At 69.6% G+C, this 14,759-nt stretch carries 13 protein-coding genes; 8 read left to right on the top strand and 5 right to left on the bottom strand.

Annotation, left to right across the window (positions count from 1 at the left end; all coding sequences use genetic code 11):
• Window positions 1–191 precede the first annotated feature (191 nt).
• Window positions 192–1,970, top strand: coding sequence for a S8 family serine peptidase (locus HUA78_RS43760; protein ID WP_174478908.1), 1,779 nt, complete (start codon window positions 192–194; stop codon window positions 1,968–1,970).
• A 10-nt stretch (window positions 1,971–1,980) separates the two neighbouring features.
• Here HUA78_RS43760 and HUA78_RS43755 read toward each other — a convergent pair whose 3' ends face one another.
• Both HUA78_RS43755 and HUA78_RS43750 read right to left on the bottom strand, forming a co-directional pair.
• Window positions 1,981–2,472, bottom strand: coding sequence for an anti-sigma factor (locus HUA78_RS43755; RefSeq protein WP_141642773.1), 492 nt, complete (start codon window positions 2,470–2,472; stop codon window positions 1,981–1,983).
• Window positions 2,469–3,086 (bottom strand): RNA polymerase sigma factor, encoded by a 618-nt coding sequence (locus HUA78_RS43750; RefSeq protein ID WP_141642774.1) that lies wholly within the window; start codon window positions 3,084–3,086, stop codon window positions 2,469–2,471. Before HUA78_RS43750 ends, HUA78_RS43755 begins: the two co-directional genes overlap by 4 nt.
• A 148-nt stretch (window positions 3,087–3,234) precedes the next feature.
• Between HUA78_RS43750 and HUA78_RS43745 the strand changes: the two genes are divergently transcribed.
• Entirely contained in the window at window positions 3,235–4,461 is a 1,227-nt protein-coding gene (locus HUA78_RS43745; protein ID WP_174460479.1) for an acyltransferase, read from the top strand.
• Window positions 4,462–4,514: 53 nt separating this feature from the next.
• Here the strand turns inward: HUA78_RS43745 and HUA78_RS43740 are convergent, their stop codons facing one another.
• Both HUA78_RS43740 and HUA78_RS43735 read right to left on the bottom strand, forming a co-directional pair.
• Window positions 4,515–4,805, bottom strand: a complete 291-nt coding sequence (locus HUA78_RS43740; protein WP_174458150.1) for a FruA-associating protein, FapA — start codon at window positions 4,803–4,805, stop codon at window positions 4,515–4,517.
• Between the two features lie 141 nt (window positions 4,806–4,946).
• On the bottom strand, window positions 4,947–5,993 hold the full coding sequence (locus tag HUA78_RS43735) for an NAD(P)-dependent alcohol dehydrogenase (RefSeq protein WP_174458151.1): 1,047 nt from the start codon (window positions 5,991–5,993) through the stop codon (window positions 4,947–4,949).
• Window positions 5,994–6,095: 102 nt separating this feature from the next.
• On the opposite strand from HUA78_RS43735, the gene HUA78_RS43730 reads away from it, so the two are divergent.
• Entirely contained in the window at window positions 6,096–7,031 is a 936-nt protein-coding gene (locus tag HUA78_RS43730) for a LysR substrate-binding domain-containing protein (protein WP_174458152.1), read from the top strand.
• A gap of 14 nt (window positions 7,032–7,045) precedes the next feature.
• Here HUA78_RS43730 and HUA78_RS43725 read toward each other — a convergent pair whose 3' ends face one another.
• Entirely contained in the window at window positions 7,046–9,118 is a 2,073-nt protein-coding gene (locus HUA78_RS43725) for a BTAD domain-containing putative transcriptional regulator (protein ID WP_174478907.1), read from the bottom strand.
• A gap of 249 nt (window positions 9,119–9,367) precedes the next feature.
• On the opposite strand from HUA78_RS43725, the gene HUA78_RS43720 reads away from it, so the two are divergent.
• From HUA78_RS43720 to HUA78_RS43700, 5 genes are all read left to right on the top strand, one after another.
• Complete coding sequence (locus tag HUA78_RS43720; protein ID WP_174458154.1) at window positions 9,368–10,954, top strand: bifunctional 3-(3-hydroxy-phenyl)propionate/3-hydroxycinnamic acid hydroxylase; 1,587 nt, start codon at window positions 9,368–9,370, stop codon at window positions 10,952–10,954.
• A 192-nt stretch (window positions 10,955–11,146) separates the two neighbouring features.
• Complete coding sequence (locus HUA78_RS43715; RefSeq protein WP_141642781.1) at window positions 11,147–12,289, top strand: M4 family metallopeptidase; 1,143 nt, start codon at window positions 11,147–11,149, stop codon at window positions 12,287–12,289.
• Between the two features lie 3 nt (window positions 12,290–12,292).
• Complete coding sequence (locus HUA78_RS43710) at window positions 12,293–12,628, top strand: protealysin inhibitor emfourin (protein ID WP_174460482.1); 336 nt, start codon at window positions 12,293–12,295, stop codon at window positions 12,626–12,628.
• A 64-nt stretch (window positions 12,629–12,692) separates the two neighbouring features.
• Complete coding sequence (locus HUA78_RS43705; protein ID WP_174460483.1) at window positions 12,693–13,091, top strand: BlaI/MecI/CopY family transcriptional regulator; 399 nt, start codon at window positions 12,693–12,695, stop codon at window positions 13,089–13,091.
• An 8-nt stretch (window positions 13,092–13,099) separates the two neighbouring features.
• Window positions 13,100–14,692, top strand: a complete 1,593-nt coding sequence (locus tag HUA78_RS43700) for a transglycosylase SLT domain-containing protein (RefSeq protein ID WP_371745807.1) — start codon at window positions 13,100–13,102, stop codon at window positions 14,690–14,692.
• Window positions 14,693–14,759: the final 67 nt, after the last annotated feature.

Here is a 14,759-nt window from a genome sequence, read left to right as displayed (position 1 = left end):
CGCCTGCGTGTCTCACTCCGTGAGAGAGACGTCTATCGCCTGACAGGCCCGCGAGCGGCCGGACGGCCAGCGTGCTTAACTTGCGCCCGGGGACTGGGACGCGATGTGCTCCCGTTCACCCCGGCCGATGCATCCACGCCGGCGCTGATGACGTACCTGTCCGCTGGCCGGGATGCGCAAGGAGAACGACGATGAAGCGTTGGGTCTGGCTCGGGTTGCTCGGTGGGGCGGTGGCGTGCACCAAGGTGCCAGAGCGTCCTCCCGTGGAGACCGAGGACGTTTGTCCCGGCACCGAGGAGATGTCGCTTCCCACGCGCTCACAGTCGTCGCTCGACGCGGAGGACGGCTCGGAGTCGGTGCTCATCACCTTCCGCCCCCGGGTGTCCGCCAGCGCCATGGCGAGCACCGACGCCTTCGCCGAGGACGCGCGACGCGTGGGGGCCCACGTCAGCCACCGCTTCCCCCGCATCAACACCATCGCCGCGAACGTGACGCCCGAGGCGCGCGCGGCGCTCGCCAACAATCCGGACGTGCTGAGGGTGGAGCTCAACCGCCCGGTGCACGCGTTTGGAATGCCGAGCCTCTCTCCCTCGCTGTGGCAGGGCGCGCTGCCCCCCAACACGCGCGGCTCCACCGGTGAATACACCGACGGCTTGAAGGCCGTGCAGGCGCCCCAGGTCTGGGATGCCAACGGCGACGGTGAGCTGGACGTCGGCGCTCCGTCGGGCACGAATATCAAGGTCTGCATCATCGACAGCGGCTGGGACAGCCGGCACCCGGAGCTCGCGGCCGCGTACATCGGCGGCAAGGACTTCCTCGACGGAGACGATGAGCCGCTGGACCAGGGCAAGGTGGACGGCGTGCTGCAGTGGGGCGGCGGTCACGGCATGCACACGGCGGCCACCATCGCCGCGCAGCTCGGCGCGGGCGCGCACGTGCGCCCCGGTGAGGAGCCCAACGGCGTGGCGGGCGTGGCGCCCACCGTGTCGCTGCTCGTCGCCCGTGTGCTGAACGTCAACGGTGACGGCAACACGGCGAACGTCATCGCCGCGATAGACTGGTGCGTGTCGCAGGGCGCGAACATCGCCTCGCTGTCGCTCGGGTCGGTTGCCGACTCGGACGCGGAGAAGCTCGCCTTCGAGAAGGCGCAGGAAGCGGGCGTGCTGGCCATCGCGGCCACGGGCAACCGAGGCACCAACGAGACGTCCTATCCGGCTGGCTACGATACGGTGATTGCCGTGGGCGCGGTGGACTCCAACAGCGCCTGGGCGCCCTTCTCGCAGTACGGCGACTTCGTGTCGCTGGTGGGGCCGGGCGTGGGCGTGCTGAGCGCGACCATTGTCGGCGGCGCGCCGTACGGTGATGTCCAGGCCGCGGGGACGCGCTACGCCTCCGAGCCGCTGGAGTACACCGCCGTCGGCGTCTACACGGGGAAGATGGTGTACTGCGGCCTGGGCGAGCGCGTGTCCTCGTGCGGTCAGGGCGCCACCTGCGACGGGTTCGTGGCGCTGGTGGACCGGGGCGGCGGCATCCTGTTCCAGGAGAAGGCGCGCAACGCCATCCGCGCGGGCGCCAAGGCCATCATCATCGGCAACAACACCACCGAGGGTGGTGGGGGCTTCACGCTCACCGACCCCGCCGAGTACTGGGTGCCGACGACGGCCGTCACGCTCGCCTCCACCAACACCCTCAAGGGACTCGCGGGTCAGGACGTGACGGTGGACGTGTCCGGCCTGGACTACCTGCGGCAGTCGGGCACGTCCATGGCCACCCCGCACGTGGCCGGCGTCGCGGCGCTGGCGTGGAGCGCGTGCCCCGCGCTCACCAACGTGCAACTGCGCGCGGTGCTTCAGGAGAGCGCGCACGATTTGGGCGACACCGGCAAGGACCAGAAGTTCGGCTACGGACTGGTGCAGGCCAAGGCCGCGGTGGACCTCGCGAAGCTGCGCTGCCCGTCGCCCGCGCCGTGAGTCGCGGGGGCTAGTCCCCGCGCAGGGCCACCATGGGTGAGGCGATGAGGCACGCGCCCACCCGAGCCTCCAGCGCGGCGGCGGCGTCCTCGCACGCCTCCACGCCGGTGGCGACGATGAGCTCGCGGCTCCACGGCTCCTCCGTCGTGCCGCCGACGCCGGTTCCGCCCCGAGGAAGGCTGAGGCCCACGAAGGCCACGGCCGCCGCGGCGGCCATCGCCATCTTCCCCCAGTGTCGCCACTGTCCCTCGCGCCGCGCGTGACGCACGGGCGCCTGGGGCTCGTGGGCGAGTCGGGCCTCCAGCGCGGCGAAGCTCAGCGCGGGCCGGGCGGGCTCGCGGCGCGCGCGCTGGGCCATCCACCCTCGCTCCAGTCGCTGCCACGCCAGCGCGTGTTTGCAGGCCGCGCAGCCTTCCGCGTGCGCGCGCACCCTCGCGGCATCCTCCGGTGCCAGCTCTCCTGCCAGCAGCGCGTCCAGCTCGCTCTCGCGGCACGTGCTCATGGGCGTCCTCCTCCGACGTGCGCCGCCAGTTGCTCGCGCAGGCGCAGGCGCGCGCGGTGGATTTCGTTCTTCACCTTCGGCAGCGACCAGCCCATCACCGAGGCAATCTCCTCATAGGCAAGCCCGTGGTCGATGCGCAGCAGCAGCGCCGCCCGCCGCTCCGCGTGCAACATCCCCAGGGCCTCCGTCAAAAGCCCCGCCAGCTCCTGGTCCAACAAGAGGTCCTCCGGCGACGGCGTGGGCAGCACCGCCTCCACCTGGTGGGCGTGCTCCTCGTCCGCCACGTCCACGTGGACCCCCCGGGTGCGACGGGACTCCAGATAGACATGCCGGGCGATGCCCAGAAGCCACGAGCCCACCCGGTCCTCGTCGCGCAGCGCGCTCAGCCGCGAATGGGCGCGCACGAAGGTCTCCTGGGTGGCCTCGTCCGCGGCGGACTCGTCGCGCAGGAGGTCTCTCAAGAAACGCCAGACGCCCGGGGAGTGCCGCTCGAAAATCGTGCGGAAGGCAGCAGGGTCTCCCGTGCGCGCCCGGCGCAGCAGGCCCCGCTCCCCATCCGTGTCGGATGGAGGCGCACCCACCAGGACCATCTTCACCGCGGAGAGAAGAGCCACGGCTCCACCGTGTCACGAGTCGCCCGGGAGTTTCAGCGGCCCTGTCGAATCTGGATTCGACAGGGTGTCACGCGTGCCCGCCTGGTCTTCTCCCGAGGGCCGGGAGCCAACCTTGTTGGGGAACTGGCGTTGTTGGTATGAGAATCCCATGTCTTCCGATTACGCCCGCCCGGACGCGGCTCCGGCGGCGCACGCTCCGCGTCTGCATGGGCATCTGCCCGTGCTCGACGGTGTGCGGGGCCTCGCGGTCCTGCTGGTCGTCTTCTTCCACACCACGCACTTGAGCGACCAGAGCGTCGCGGGGCGTGCCATCTGGTGGCTGGCCGGTGCGGGCTGGACGGGCGTGGACCTGTTCTTCGTCCTCTCCGGCTTCCTCATCACCGGCATCCTGTGGGAGGCGAAGGGGCAGACGTATTACTTCCGCAACTTCTATGCGCGCCGCGTGCTGCGCATCTTCCCGCTGTACTACGCGGCGCTGGCCGTCTCGTTCCTCGTCCTGCCGTCGCTGACGGGGCGGCTGAACCTGGACGAGCGCATCACCACGGACGGCGCCGTCTGGTACCTGCTCTACTTCTCCAACTTCTATCAACTCTTCATCGACACCACGCACCCCATCCTGGGCGTGGTGTGGTCGCTGGCGATTGAAGAGCAGTTCTACATCGTCTGGCCCTTCCTCATCGCCGCCGTCTCCTACAAGGGCGCCATCCGCCTGTGTCTTGGCACCATCGCCATGGCGGTGGCGGTGCGAGTGGGCCTCACGCTGTACGGTGCCAGCGAGGAGAGCACCTACGTGGTGACGTTCTGCCGCGTGGATTCGCTCGCGCTGGGGGCGCTGTTGTCGCTGGCGCTGCGACAGCCGGAGGGCAAGGGGCTGTCCGCCTTCCCGTGGATGCGCTGGGCGCCATGGCTGGCATTGCCCATTGTCGCGGCGGTGATTGTGCTGCCGGTGGGCCCGGCCTTCAAGACGGTGCTGCGCACCGGCGGCTACACGGCGGTGGGCATCCTCTACACGGTGCTGGTGTACCGCGTGGTGGCCGCGAAGCCGGGCACGCTCCTGCACCGCTTCTTCTCCAACCGCGTGCTCCTGATGTACGGCAAGTACAGCTATGCCATCTATCTGGTGCACTCGCCGCTGGATGCCATCCTCCGGCGCACCGTGTTGAAGACGCCGCTGAAGGAAGTGGGAGGCTCCGACTTCCCCATGCAGCTGCTCTTCTACGTCGTGGCCGCGTCGCTCTCGTTGGGCATCGCCCTGGTGAGCTGGAACCTCTTCGAGAAGCACTTCCTCAAGCTCAAGGACTACTTCCCGTACAGCGAGCGTCCGGCTCCGGCCCCGACTCCTGCCCCGAGCAGCACTCCGGGCGCCGCGAGCTGACGCGGAAGTCGCGCGCGGGAGTCATTGCGTCCCGCGCGCCGTCGTGCGCGCCGTCAGTCCGGCTGGATGAGCGCCTTGGCGACGAGCAGGGCCCACGCCTCGGCGGAGTCCAGTTCCGCGCGGGCGCCGCAATAGCGGTCCATGCTCTCGTCGGAGCCGTCTCGCAGGAAGATGGCGTCATGCAGCTCGCGCTGCGCACGGCTGAGCCAGAGGCTCGCCTGGAGTCGCAGCTTGGCCGCCGCGTGGGGGTCCTTCAGCGACTGACCAGGCGTCAGCAGCTCATGCTCTTCGGGATACAGCACCGTCATCTTGTTGTAACCGGCATGCTCAAGTGTCGTAGTCATGGTTTGAGAATGTGAACCGAGCGCCGAGCAGGCACCTGTCCGCTCGGGCAGGTGTCTGTCTTGTAGCGAGCACACGGCGCCCAGAAGCCATCCAGAGCGGAAACTTCCGGACGGTGCGAATTCTGTGCGCCGCGTCAGGCTTTACTTCAGGCTCTTCATGTCGATGACAAACCGGTATTTCACGTCACCCTTGAGAAGCCGGGTGTAGGCGTCATTCACCTGCTGGATGGGAATCACCTCCACGTCGGAGACGACGCCGTGCTCACCGCAGAAGTCGAGCATGTCCTGGGTTTCCTGGATGCCGCCGATGCTGGAGCCGGAGAAGTTGCGGCGCTGGCCGATGAGGGCGAAGGGCTGGACGGGCAGCGGCTTCTCCGGGACGCCGACGAGGACGAGGCTGCCGTCGATGCGCAAGAGGCGCAGGTACGCGTTGATGTCGTGGGGCGCGGAGACGGTGTCGAGCACGAAGTCGAGCGTGCCCTCGCGCGCCTTCATCTCCGCCTCGTTGGAGGAGACGACGACTTCATGGGCGCCCAGGCGCAGCGCGTCCTGCTTCTTCTTGTCGGTGTGGCTGAAGACGATGACGTGCGCGCCGAAGGCCCGAGCGAACTTCACGCCCATGTGTCCCAGTCCGCCCAGGCCGACGACGCCCACGCGCTGACCGGCCTTCACGTTCCAGTGCTTCAACGGAGACCAGGTGGTGATGCCCGCGCACAGGAGCGGCGCGGCGGCGGCCGGGTCCAGGTTCTCCGGGACGCGCAGGACATAGGCCTGGTCGACGACGAGCGCGCTGGAGTAGCCGCCCTGGGTGGGCTGCTGGCTTTCGCGCTCCCGCGAGTTGTACGTGTAGGTCGGCCCGCGCTCGCAGTACTGCTGGAGGCCCTGCTTGCAGGCATGGCAGGTGCGGCAGGTGTCGACCATGCAGCCGACGCCGACGGAGTCGCCGACCTTGAACTTCTTCACGTTGGCGCCGACGCGCGTGACGCGGCCGATGATTTCGTGGCCGGGGACCATGGGGAAGATGGAGCCGCCCCACTCGTCGCGGGCCTGGTGGAGGTCGGAGTGGCAGATGCCGCAGTACTGGACGTCGAACTGGACGTCGTCGGGGCCGGGCTCGCGGCGCTCGAAGTTGAAGGGGGCCAGCGGGGACTTGGCGTCCTGGGCGGCGTATCCGAGAACGGGAATCATGGGAGGTCCTTGATGGGGGTGAGCGAACGCATGGAATATGCGCGGGGCCCCCCATTCGCGAAACCAGTGGAATCAGGACACGTCATGTAGAAAAACTTCGCAATGGCCTTCACCCCGCTGAACGCGCTGAACGCATTCCTCGCCGTGGCCCGCAGGCGCAGCTTCGCGGCGGCGGCGGCGGACCTGGGCGTTTCCTCCTCCTCGTTGAGCCAGTCCGTCCGCCAGCTCGAGGCGCGACTGGGCGTGGCGTTGCTGACTCGCACCACCCGCAGCGTGGCGCTCACCGAGTCGGGGCGTCGGCTGATGGAGAGCGCGGGTCCGTCGGTGGACCAGGCGCTGGCGGCGCTGAAGGTGGCGGCGGCCCAGCCCGGCGAGGTGACGGGGCTGGTGAAGCTCACCGTGCCGACCGTGTCCGTGAGCCACGTCGTCGCGCCGGTGCTGACGCGCTTCCTGGCCCGCCATCCCCGCGTGGAGGTGGAGCTGCGCGTCGAGGACTCCATGGTGGACATCGTCTCCGAGGGGCTGGATGGCGGCATCCGCTTCTCCGAGTCCCTGGAGCGGGACATGGTGCAGGTGCGCCTGTCGGAGGGCTTCCGCTTCGTGGTGGTGGGCTCGCCCGCATACTTCAAGCGCCGCGGTGTCCCAGAGAAGCCGCGCGACCTGCTGACGCATGACTGTCTTTGCATCCGCTCCGGCACCACCGGGGCGCTCTATCAATGGGAGCTGGAGCGCGGCGCGCGGAGCTGGCGCGTCCCCGTGCGGGGGCCGCTGGTCACCTCGAACCACCACGCGTTGATGGAGCTGGCCGAGTCGGGGGTGGGCTTGATGTATGCCTTCGAGCCGGAAATTGCGGACCGGGTGAAGCGGGGCGTGCTGCGCATCGCGCTGGAGTCCTATGCGGCCCACGTGGATGGCTTCTTCCTCTACTTCCCCAGCCGCTCCCACGTGTCCCCCGCGTTCCGCGCCTTCGTGGACGTGGCGCGCGAGGTGACCTCGGAGCCGCGGGCTTCCGAGTCGCGTCCCTCGCGCACCCGCTAGCCCGGCGGGGGAGCTCAGGCGCTGGGGATGCCCCGGGCGCGGGCCCTGACACGGGCGGCTTCCTCGAAGGCGCCGGCTTCCTCCAGCGCGGTGGCGGCGCGGAAGTACAGCAGCGCGGCCTCCATGTGTCGGAAGGCGGAGGCCTCCGCGTTGGCGGCGGCGACGAGGTAGGGCGCGGCGCGCTCCGGCTCCTTGCCCTCCAGCCAGTGCTGCGCGACGACGACGGGGGCGGCCTTGCGCTGCTCCAGCGCGCTGGCCAGCCTGCGATGGAGCAGGGGAATCAGCGACGGGGGAATCGTCTCCCGCACCACCTCGAAGAGCAGGTCATGGGTGAAGCGCTCTCCGCGCAGGATGTGCGCCGCCTCCAGCTCGGAGACGTGCGCGGCGAGCGTCAGCGGCGTCATCTCCAGGACTTCGACGGCCAGCTCCAGCTCGAAGGACGTCTTCGCGAGCGCCGCCAGCCGGGCGACTTGAAGCGCCTGGGGGGACAGCCGCTCCAATCGCTGTTGAATCAAGTCCCGGCCCCGGCCGGAGGGGTGGATGTGTTCGGGCCAGCCCCGCTCCAGCCCGCCCGACTCCAGCAGGTGGCGCAGTGCCTCCATGATGAACAGGGGATTGCCGCCCGTGTAGCGCATCACGTTGTCCGTCAGGCTCTCCGCGCCCGCCAGCTCCAGGCTCCCCAGCAGCGAGCCCACCGCGTCCGTCTGCAGTGGCTCCAGCTCGATGACGATGGCGAGCCCCGCCTCCACCAGTTGCTGGATGCAGGCGACGGCCACCGGGGACAGCTCGCCCTTGCGGAAGGTGTCCACGAAGTGGGGGAAGGAGCCCCCCGGCTGCGTGTCGTGGCGACGCGACAGCATGAGCAGGGCGAACTCCGCGGTGGCCGCGTCCATGTACTGCAAGTCATCCGCGACGATGGCGTCCAGCCCGGCGCACAATTGGTAGACAACCTGACAGTTGGCTTCCAGGAAGCGGCTGCGGTCCGCCTCGTCCACCATGGGCGAAGGCAGTCCCTCCGGGCCGGCCAGGTCTGGCATCAGCCGCGCCAGCTCGCGGCGCACCCACGGCTCCAGCTTGGGGTCCGGACGCCGGGCCAGAATCTGTCGCAACAGCCGCACGTGCGTGGAGTAGGCCACGTGCATCTCTCCGGGGCGCGACTCCAGGATGAGGTGGTTGCCTCGCGAGGCGGCGAAGTCATGCGCCAGCCGCGTCTTTCCCACCCCGGGCTCGCCGCTGAGGAAGATGGTCAGCCCCGCCGCCCAGGCCTCCTCCATCCGCGCCCACTCCCGCTCGCGCCCCACCAGCACGGGCGGACGCAGCACGGACAGGGGCAGCTTCGCCGCCAGCGCGCGCGGGGCGTGGGACGCGGTGGGGCCTCGTTCGATTTCCCGCGCCAGCGCCACCGTCTGCGGCAGGGGCTGCGTGTCCAGCTCCTCGCGCAGCAAGCGACGACAGCGCTCGAAGGCGTTGAGCGCGGCCATCCGGTCTCCGGACACGTAGTGCAGCCGCATCAGCCTGCGCCACGCCTCCTCCGAATACGGGTCCATGCCCAGCAGCTTCTCCGCCAGCACGAGCGCGCCGGACAGGTCCCCCGCGCGCTCGCGGGCCTCCGACTCCGCGGACGCGGCCCGCCGGCGCAGCTTGTCCAGCCGCTCCCGCGCGCTCTCCAGCCACGCCTGGAACTCCGGGCAGTCGTCGAACTCCAGCGCGGCCAGCAGCACGCCCTCCTGCTCCAGCACACGCGCGTGGCGCCCGGCCAGGGCATGGGCCTGGAGTTGAGAGGCGTCAATGGTGATGCCTTCCACCAGCGACAGGACATCCCCGCCCTGCACCAGCTCCGCGCCCGTGGACAGACGCAGCCGGCGCAAGAGCTGTCGCATGTTGTTTCGGGCGGTGACTTCGCTGGACTCGGCCCACAGCAGGCCCGCGAGACGGTACTTCGGGTGCGGGCCTTCCAATGCCAACCACGCCAGCACCGCGGCGGTGCGGCGCTCCAGGGGCAGGTGTGCGCCGTCGTGCCGCAGGCGTGCTTCGCCGAGCAGCTCCAGATGAAAGACTTGCGTCTTCACCGCGTCGTCGCCTGCCATGGCCTCCGGAGTTCCAAGAATGAGAGAGCGCGTTTCGCGTAACGTAACACGTCGCACCCGATGCTCCCTCACGGGTAGGGATGACCCCAGGCAGGGTCCGAGGTACCGCCTGCTTTCCCTCTCGAATTTCCAGGACACGGCAGCTCGCCGTCACGAACGGACGACGTTGCGAAACCTTTCGTGCGGTCACACCCTGGTCACACCTCATTCGTTATTGATTGCTCCAGACTGAATGGACCGGGGGCTCTCATGGTTTGTGACAAGCAGCAGGCCGACATGGAGGTTGATGTCATCATCAGCGGCTGCGGTCCCGTGGGAGCCCTGACATGCAATCTGCTGGGCTCCCTGGGCGTGCGGACGCTGGTGCTGGAGCAGGACCTGGCGCCGCATGGACAGCCGCGCGCCTTCTCCTGCGATGACGAGGCGTTGCGCATCTACCAGTCCACGGGCCTGGGCGCCGAGCTGCAGAAGGACATGCGGGAGAACCGGTTCGCCGAATACGTGGGTGAGACGGGCAAGCGCTTCGCGGAGGTGCACACCGGCTCGGCGGATTTCGGCTTCGGCTACTCGCCGCTGTGGTTCTTCCACCAGCCGAAGGTGGAGGGGGTGCTGCGCGAGGGCATGGGGCGCTTCCCCCACGTGAAGCTCCAGGTGGGCGCGAGCGTGGAGAGTCTGGAGCAGGACGCGGCGGGCGTGACGGTGCGCTACCAGCTCTTGCAGACGGGCGAGACGCGCACGGTGCGCGGGCGTTACTTGCTGGCATGCGACGGCGCGCGCAGCGGCGTGCGCAAGGCGCTGGGCATCAAGATGTCGGGGCGGGCCTACGGGGAGCCCTGGCTGGCGGTGTCCGGCTCGGTGGAGGGTGACGCGCCGGAGCTGTGCCGCTTCGTGTGCGACCCCAAGCGCCCCGCCTTCGTCGCGACGGGCGCGGTGGGCCAGTTCCGGTGGGAGTTCATGCTGATGCCGGGCGAGACGCGCGAGGAGATGGAGCGGCCGGAGACCATCAAGAAGCTCCTGGCGCCCTACATCGACCCCGAGCGTGTCCACGTGGAGCGCGCGCAGGTCTACACGTTCCACTGCCTCAACGCGGCGCGCTGGCGGGACGGCAACGTCTTCCTGCTGGGTGACGCGGCGCACACCATGCCGCCCTTCATGGGTCAGGGGCTGGTGTCCGGCATGCGCGACGCGTCCAACCTCGCGTGGAAGATTCAGCGCGTCGTCCGGGGCCTGGCGCCGGCGTCGCTCCTGGACACCTACGAGGAGGAGCGTCGCCCGCACGTGGAGGCGGTGCAGAAGCTGTGCGTGCGAGTGGGCCATCTCTTCCTCGCTCGCAACCGCTGGGTGGCGGGTGCGCGCGACATGGTGATGCGCGCGCTGCAGCGCATCCCCCGGGTGCGCCGCTTCATCCAGGGCTTCGAGTTCAAGCAGCCGCCGATGCACGAGCGCGGCTACTACCTGGGCGGCGGGCACGCCCCGGAGTCGGCGGAGGGCACGTACTTCATCCAGCCCAAGGTGCGGTTGCAGTCCGGCAAGGAGGTGCTGCTGGACGACGCCATCGGCAACGACTTCGCGGTGTTGTGCCGGGCCAACGCTCCCTCCGCGCAGGTGGCGGCGGCGCGCGGGCTGGCGGAGGCCCTGGGTGCGCGGCTGCTCGCCGTCCAGTCGTCGGGCGCGGACGGGAGCGAGGTCCCCGCGGTGGAGGACATCACCGGGAAGCTGGGCGACTGGTTCTCGCGCCATGACTCGGACGTGGTGGTGCTGCGGCCGGACCGCTTCGTCTTCGGCGCGGTGAAGGCGGAGCGCCTGCCGGAGCTGCGCGACGCGCTGGGGGTGTGACGGACCCTCGCCCGCGCGCCTCGTGGATATCCGAGGGGTGCGCGGGCCCCCCGTCCCACGGGGGCGCGGTGTGGCGCGACGCGCGTCGCAGGCAGGGCGTGGGAGCGCGGGAAGACAGTCGGTGCCCGAGTGCTCGACGCGACGCCGAGGTCCCTACCTTCAGGGCTGAGACGCTCATGAGGGGGGACCTCGATGACGACGCGCGGCACGCGGCACATTCATTCCATTCATTGCATCCTGCCTCCGTATCTCCTGCGCTCCATCGCGGAGAACGGCACGCCGCAGCAGCGCGTGAAGGCCCTGCACACCGTGGCCACGGACAGCACCTTCCGGGCGCTGCGCTTCGCGGGAGGTCGGGTGGCCGCTTCCACGTCATCGGTCCGCCGGATGCCGGCGATGATGGTGGAGTCCCAGCGACAGCGGAGCATCTACGACTTGAAGGGCGAGGAGGCCTTCCCCGGGACGCTGGTGCGCTCGGAGGGGCAGGGGCCGTGTGGAGACACCGCGGCCGATGAAGCCTTCGAGGGCCTGGGCGCCACGTATGACTTCTTCTGGGAAATCCTCGGGCGCAACTCCATCGACGGGGATGGAATGCCCTTGCAGGCGTATGTCCATTACGGGCGGGACTACGACAACGCCTTCTGGGACGGGCGTCGCATGGTGTTCGGCGACGGGGATGGTGAGTTGTTCAATCGCTTCACCATCGCCCTGGATGTCATCGCGCACGAGCTCGCCCACGGCGTGACGGAGGATGAAGGGCCGCTGTGGTACTTCCGACAGGCGGGCGCGCTGAACGAGTCGATGTCGGATGTCTTCGGCTCCCTGGTGAAGCAGCGGCTGCTCGGTCAGACGGTGGACCAGGCGGACTGGCTCATCGGAGCGGGGCTGCTGGCGGAGGAGGTGGAGGGCACGGCCCTGCGGTCCATGAAGGAGCCCGGGACGGCCTTCGACGACGACGTGTTGGGCAAGGACCCACAGCCCGGACACATGCGCGACTACGTGAACACGTGGGAGGACAACGGCGGGGTGCACATCAACTCCGGCATCCCCAATCGGGCGTTCTGCCTGACGGCCATGAGCCTGGGAGGCAGCGCGTGGGAGCGCGCGGGACGCATCTGGTACGAGGCCATGAGGGACCCGCGCATCATGCCGGACACGAACTTCTCCGACTTCGCGCGCATCACCGTCATGGCCGCCACCCGGCTGTATGGCGCGGGCAACGAAGAGGCGGCCGTGAAGGAGGCCTGGGAAGAGGTGGGCATCCGCGTCTCGCGCGACAGGGTGTCCATCCCTCAGTGGGGGCCGGGTGGTGGTGGCGTCCAGCCGGGAGCCTGAGCCGTGTCGCGTGACAGCGTTCGCATCGAGCTCTCACAGGAGGGAGGGCTCGCCGCCTTCCCGGGGCTCGCTCGCCCGAGGAGCGTGGAGCTGGGCGAGCTTCCCGCCGAGCAGGCGGAGGCGATTGAACAGGGGCTGCGCGACGCGCGCTTCCATGAGCTGCCGTCCGTGGTGGAGGGCTCCCGCTCGAGAGGCGCCGACCAGCGCCAGTACACCCTCACCGTGGAGGAGGGGACGCGGCGACACTCCGTGAGGCTGGTGGAGCCCGTGGAGGACCCCCACCTGCGCGAGCTGCTGTCCCTGGTGAAGCGCGCCACGCGCCGCCGCGGTGGATACTAGAACTAAGGGCTTAGTTGACGAAGAACTAAGGTCTTAGTAGTAATGCTGGCCACGGAGGACACCCATGGCCAGACAACCCGAGCCCGAGGCGCCCCGGCCGTTGACGCCGGTGGAGCTCGAGCTGATGCACATCGTGTGGAAGCAGGGCGAGGTGAGCGTGGCGGACGTGCTGGCCGCGCTGCCGGCGGAGCGCGCGCTGGCGTACACGTCCGTCTCCACCGTGCTGCGCATCCTGGAGCAGAAGGGCGTGGTGATGAGCCGCAAGCAGGGGCGGGGACACCTGTACTCGGCCACGCTGCCGCGCGAGACGTATGAGGCGCAGAGCCTGCGCCACCTGGTGGACACCGTCTTCGATGGAACCCCGTCCGCGCTCGTGGCGCGACTGGTGGAAGCAGTGCCGCTGGCGCCCGACGAGGTGGAGCAGATCCGCAAGCTGTTGAAGGGCAAGGCGGGCAAGTCGTGAGCGGGCTCGTGTCCTTCTATCTCGCGGTGGCGCTGCTGCTGCCGGTGGCGTTGCTGCTCGCGTGGGGGGCGCTGGCGCTGCTGGCGCGGCTGGGATGGCCGCTGTCCGCGCGGCAGGCGCTGCGGGTGGGACGCGGGGCACTGGCCCTGGTGCTCCTGCTGCCGCTGCTCGCGATGGGGGCGCGGGCGCTGACTCCCGCGGGGCCACTGTTCACTTTCGAGCGCTCGGTGGCGCGACAGGCGGAGCGGCTTCCCTCCACGGTGTGGACGGGGGGCGCGAATGTCTCCGTGCCCGTGGCTCGTGGAACTGCCTCCATGCCCGCGTCCATTTGGATGCTGTTGTCACTGGGTTGGTTGTCTGGAGCGGGGCTCTTCATCGGGCGGGCGCTCGTGCGTCATGGGCGACTGTTGCGTCGACTGGAAGCGCTGCCCCGGGTCCGCTCGGTGGGGCGCGTGGTGGTGGTGCTCGGTGAGGAAGGGACTCCGGCGTTCTCCGCGTGGTTCCCTCGTTGGGGACGGCGTCCGTGCGCGTGGGTGGTGGTGCCTCCCGCGCTGCTGGAGGACGCGGAGTCGTTCCGGCTCACCGTGCTGCATGAGCTTCAGCACCACCGTCAGCGCGACACGCACCTGGCCCTGGGGCGACTGGTGCTCACGGGGGCCTTCTTCTGGCATCCGGCGGCGCATGGGTTGTCGGCGTGGCTCGCGTCGCTCCAGGAGCTCGCCTGTGACGAGGCGTTGGTCGCGAGCGGCCGTGCCCAGGCCCAGGCCTATGCGCGCTGTCTGCTCCAGGCGGCGCTGCGTCTCCCGGGCGCTCCGCCCGTTCCCGCCGGTGCCACCGGCATGTCTCATCCCACGCAGAGGAGAATCCACATGCTGTTCCAGCCGCGTCCCCGCCGCACCCATGCCGTCCCCGCGCTGCTCGCCGCGCTGTCCCTGCTGTTGCTTCCCGTGGCCGTCCTGGCGCAAGGCGCGGCGCGTGGCCGCGCGGTGACGCAGGCCGATGCGGAGGCGCTCGCCCGGACGAGTCAGCCTCGGGGGGATTTGCCCATCGTGGTGGATGCGAAGGTGGTGGAGCACCTCAACCGCCTGGTCGGCACCGACAAGGGCCGCGCGTTCATGAAGCGGGCGCTGGAGAACCTGGGGACGCACCGGGCCGCGCTGACGGCGACGCTGCGCTCGAAGGGGCTGCCCGAGGGGCTGCTGGCGGTGGCGGTGGTGGAGTCGGCGGTGACGAACATGCCGGAGACGGATGGTCGGCCGTCACTCGCGCCCGGAATGCGTGGGGCGGGCGTGTGGATGTTCATCCCGGAGACCGCGCGTCGCTATGGGTTGGAAGTGAGCGCGGCGCGTGACGAGCGACTGGACGTGGCGCGTGAGACGCAGGCCGCGTCGGCCCTGCTGTCTGACTTGCATGCGCGCTATGGCGACTGGCGATTGGCGCTCGCGGCGTACAACCAGGGTGAGAAGAAGGTGGACCAGGCACTGACCGAGGGTGGCAGCCGCGATGTGACGGCGCTCATCGCGGGCGGCCACCTCAATGACTACGTGGCCACCGTGCAGGCCGGACTGCTCATTGTCCGCAATCCGCACCTGTTGGATTGAGGCGTCGGGCCCGCGTGTCGCGGGACCTCATGGGATTCGATATGGCGCGCTATAAGGTGCGCCCTCT

The organism is Myxococcus sp. CA033 (assembly GCF_013336625.1).
In the GTDB taxonomy this organism is placed as follows: domain Bacteria; phylum Myxococcota; class Myxococcia; order Myxococcales; family Myxococcaceae; genus Myxococcus; species Myxococcus llanfairpwllgwyngyllgogerychwyrndrobwllllantysiliogogogochensis.
The sequence above is the reverse complement of the archived record's forward strand: the minus strand, read 5'-3'. Positions and strand labels throughout refer to the sequence as shown.

Excerpts from the sequence above, each read along its gene's own strand:
- HUA78_RS43715 (WP_141642781.1), top strand. The coding sequence starts at position 11,147 with ATGACGACGCGCGGCACGCGGCACATTCATTCCATTCATTGCATCCTG.
- HUA78_RS43725 (WP_174478907.1), bottom strand. The coding sequence starts at position 9,118 with ATGGCAGGCGACGACGCGGTGAAGACGCAAGTCTTTCATCTGGAGCTG.
- HUA78_RS43735 (WP_174458151.1), bottom strand. The coding sequence starts at position 5,993 with ATGATTCCCGTTCTCGGATACGCCGCCCAGGACGCCAAGTCCCCGCTG.
- HUA78_RS43745 (WP_174460479.1), top strand. The coding sequence starts at position 3,235 with ATGTCTTCCGATTACGCCCGCCCGGACGCGGCTCCGGCGGCGCACGCT.
- HUA78_RS43705 (WP_174460483.1), top strand. The coding sequence starts at position 12,693 with ATGGCCAGACAACCCGAGCCCGAGGCGCCCCGGCCGTTGACGCCGGTG.
- HUA78_RS43760 (WP_174478908.1), top strand. The coding sequence starts at position 192 with ATGAAGCGTTGGGTCTGGCTCGGGTTGCTCGGTGGGGCGGTGGCGTGC.
- HUA78_RS43740 (WP_174458150.1), bottom strand. The coding sequence starts at position 4,805 with ATGACTACGACACTTGAGCATGCCGGTTACAACAAGATGACGGTGCTG.
- HUA78_RS43730 (WP_174458152.1), top strand. The coding sequence starts at position 6,096 with ATGGCCTTCACCCCGCTGAACGCGCTGAACGCATTCCTCGCCGTGGCC.
- HUA78_RS43755 (WP_141642773.1), bottom strand. The coding sequence starts at position 2,472 with ATGAGCACGTGCCGCGAGAGCGAGCTGGACGCGCTGCTGGCAGGAGAG.
- HUA78_RS43720 (WP_174458154.1), top strand. The coding sequence starts at position 9,368 with ATGGTTTGTGACAAGCAGCAGGCCGACATGGAGGTTGATGTCATCATC.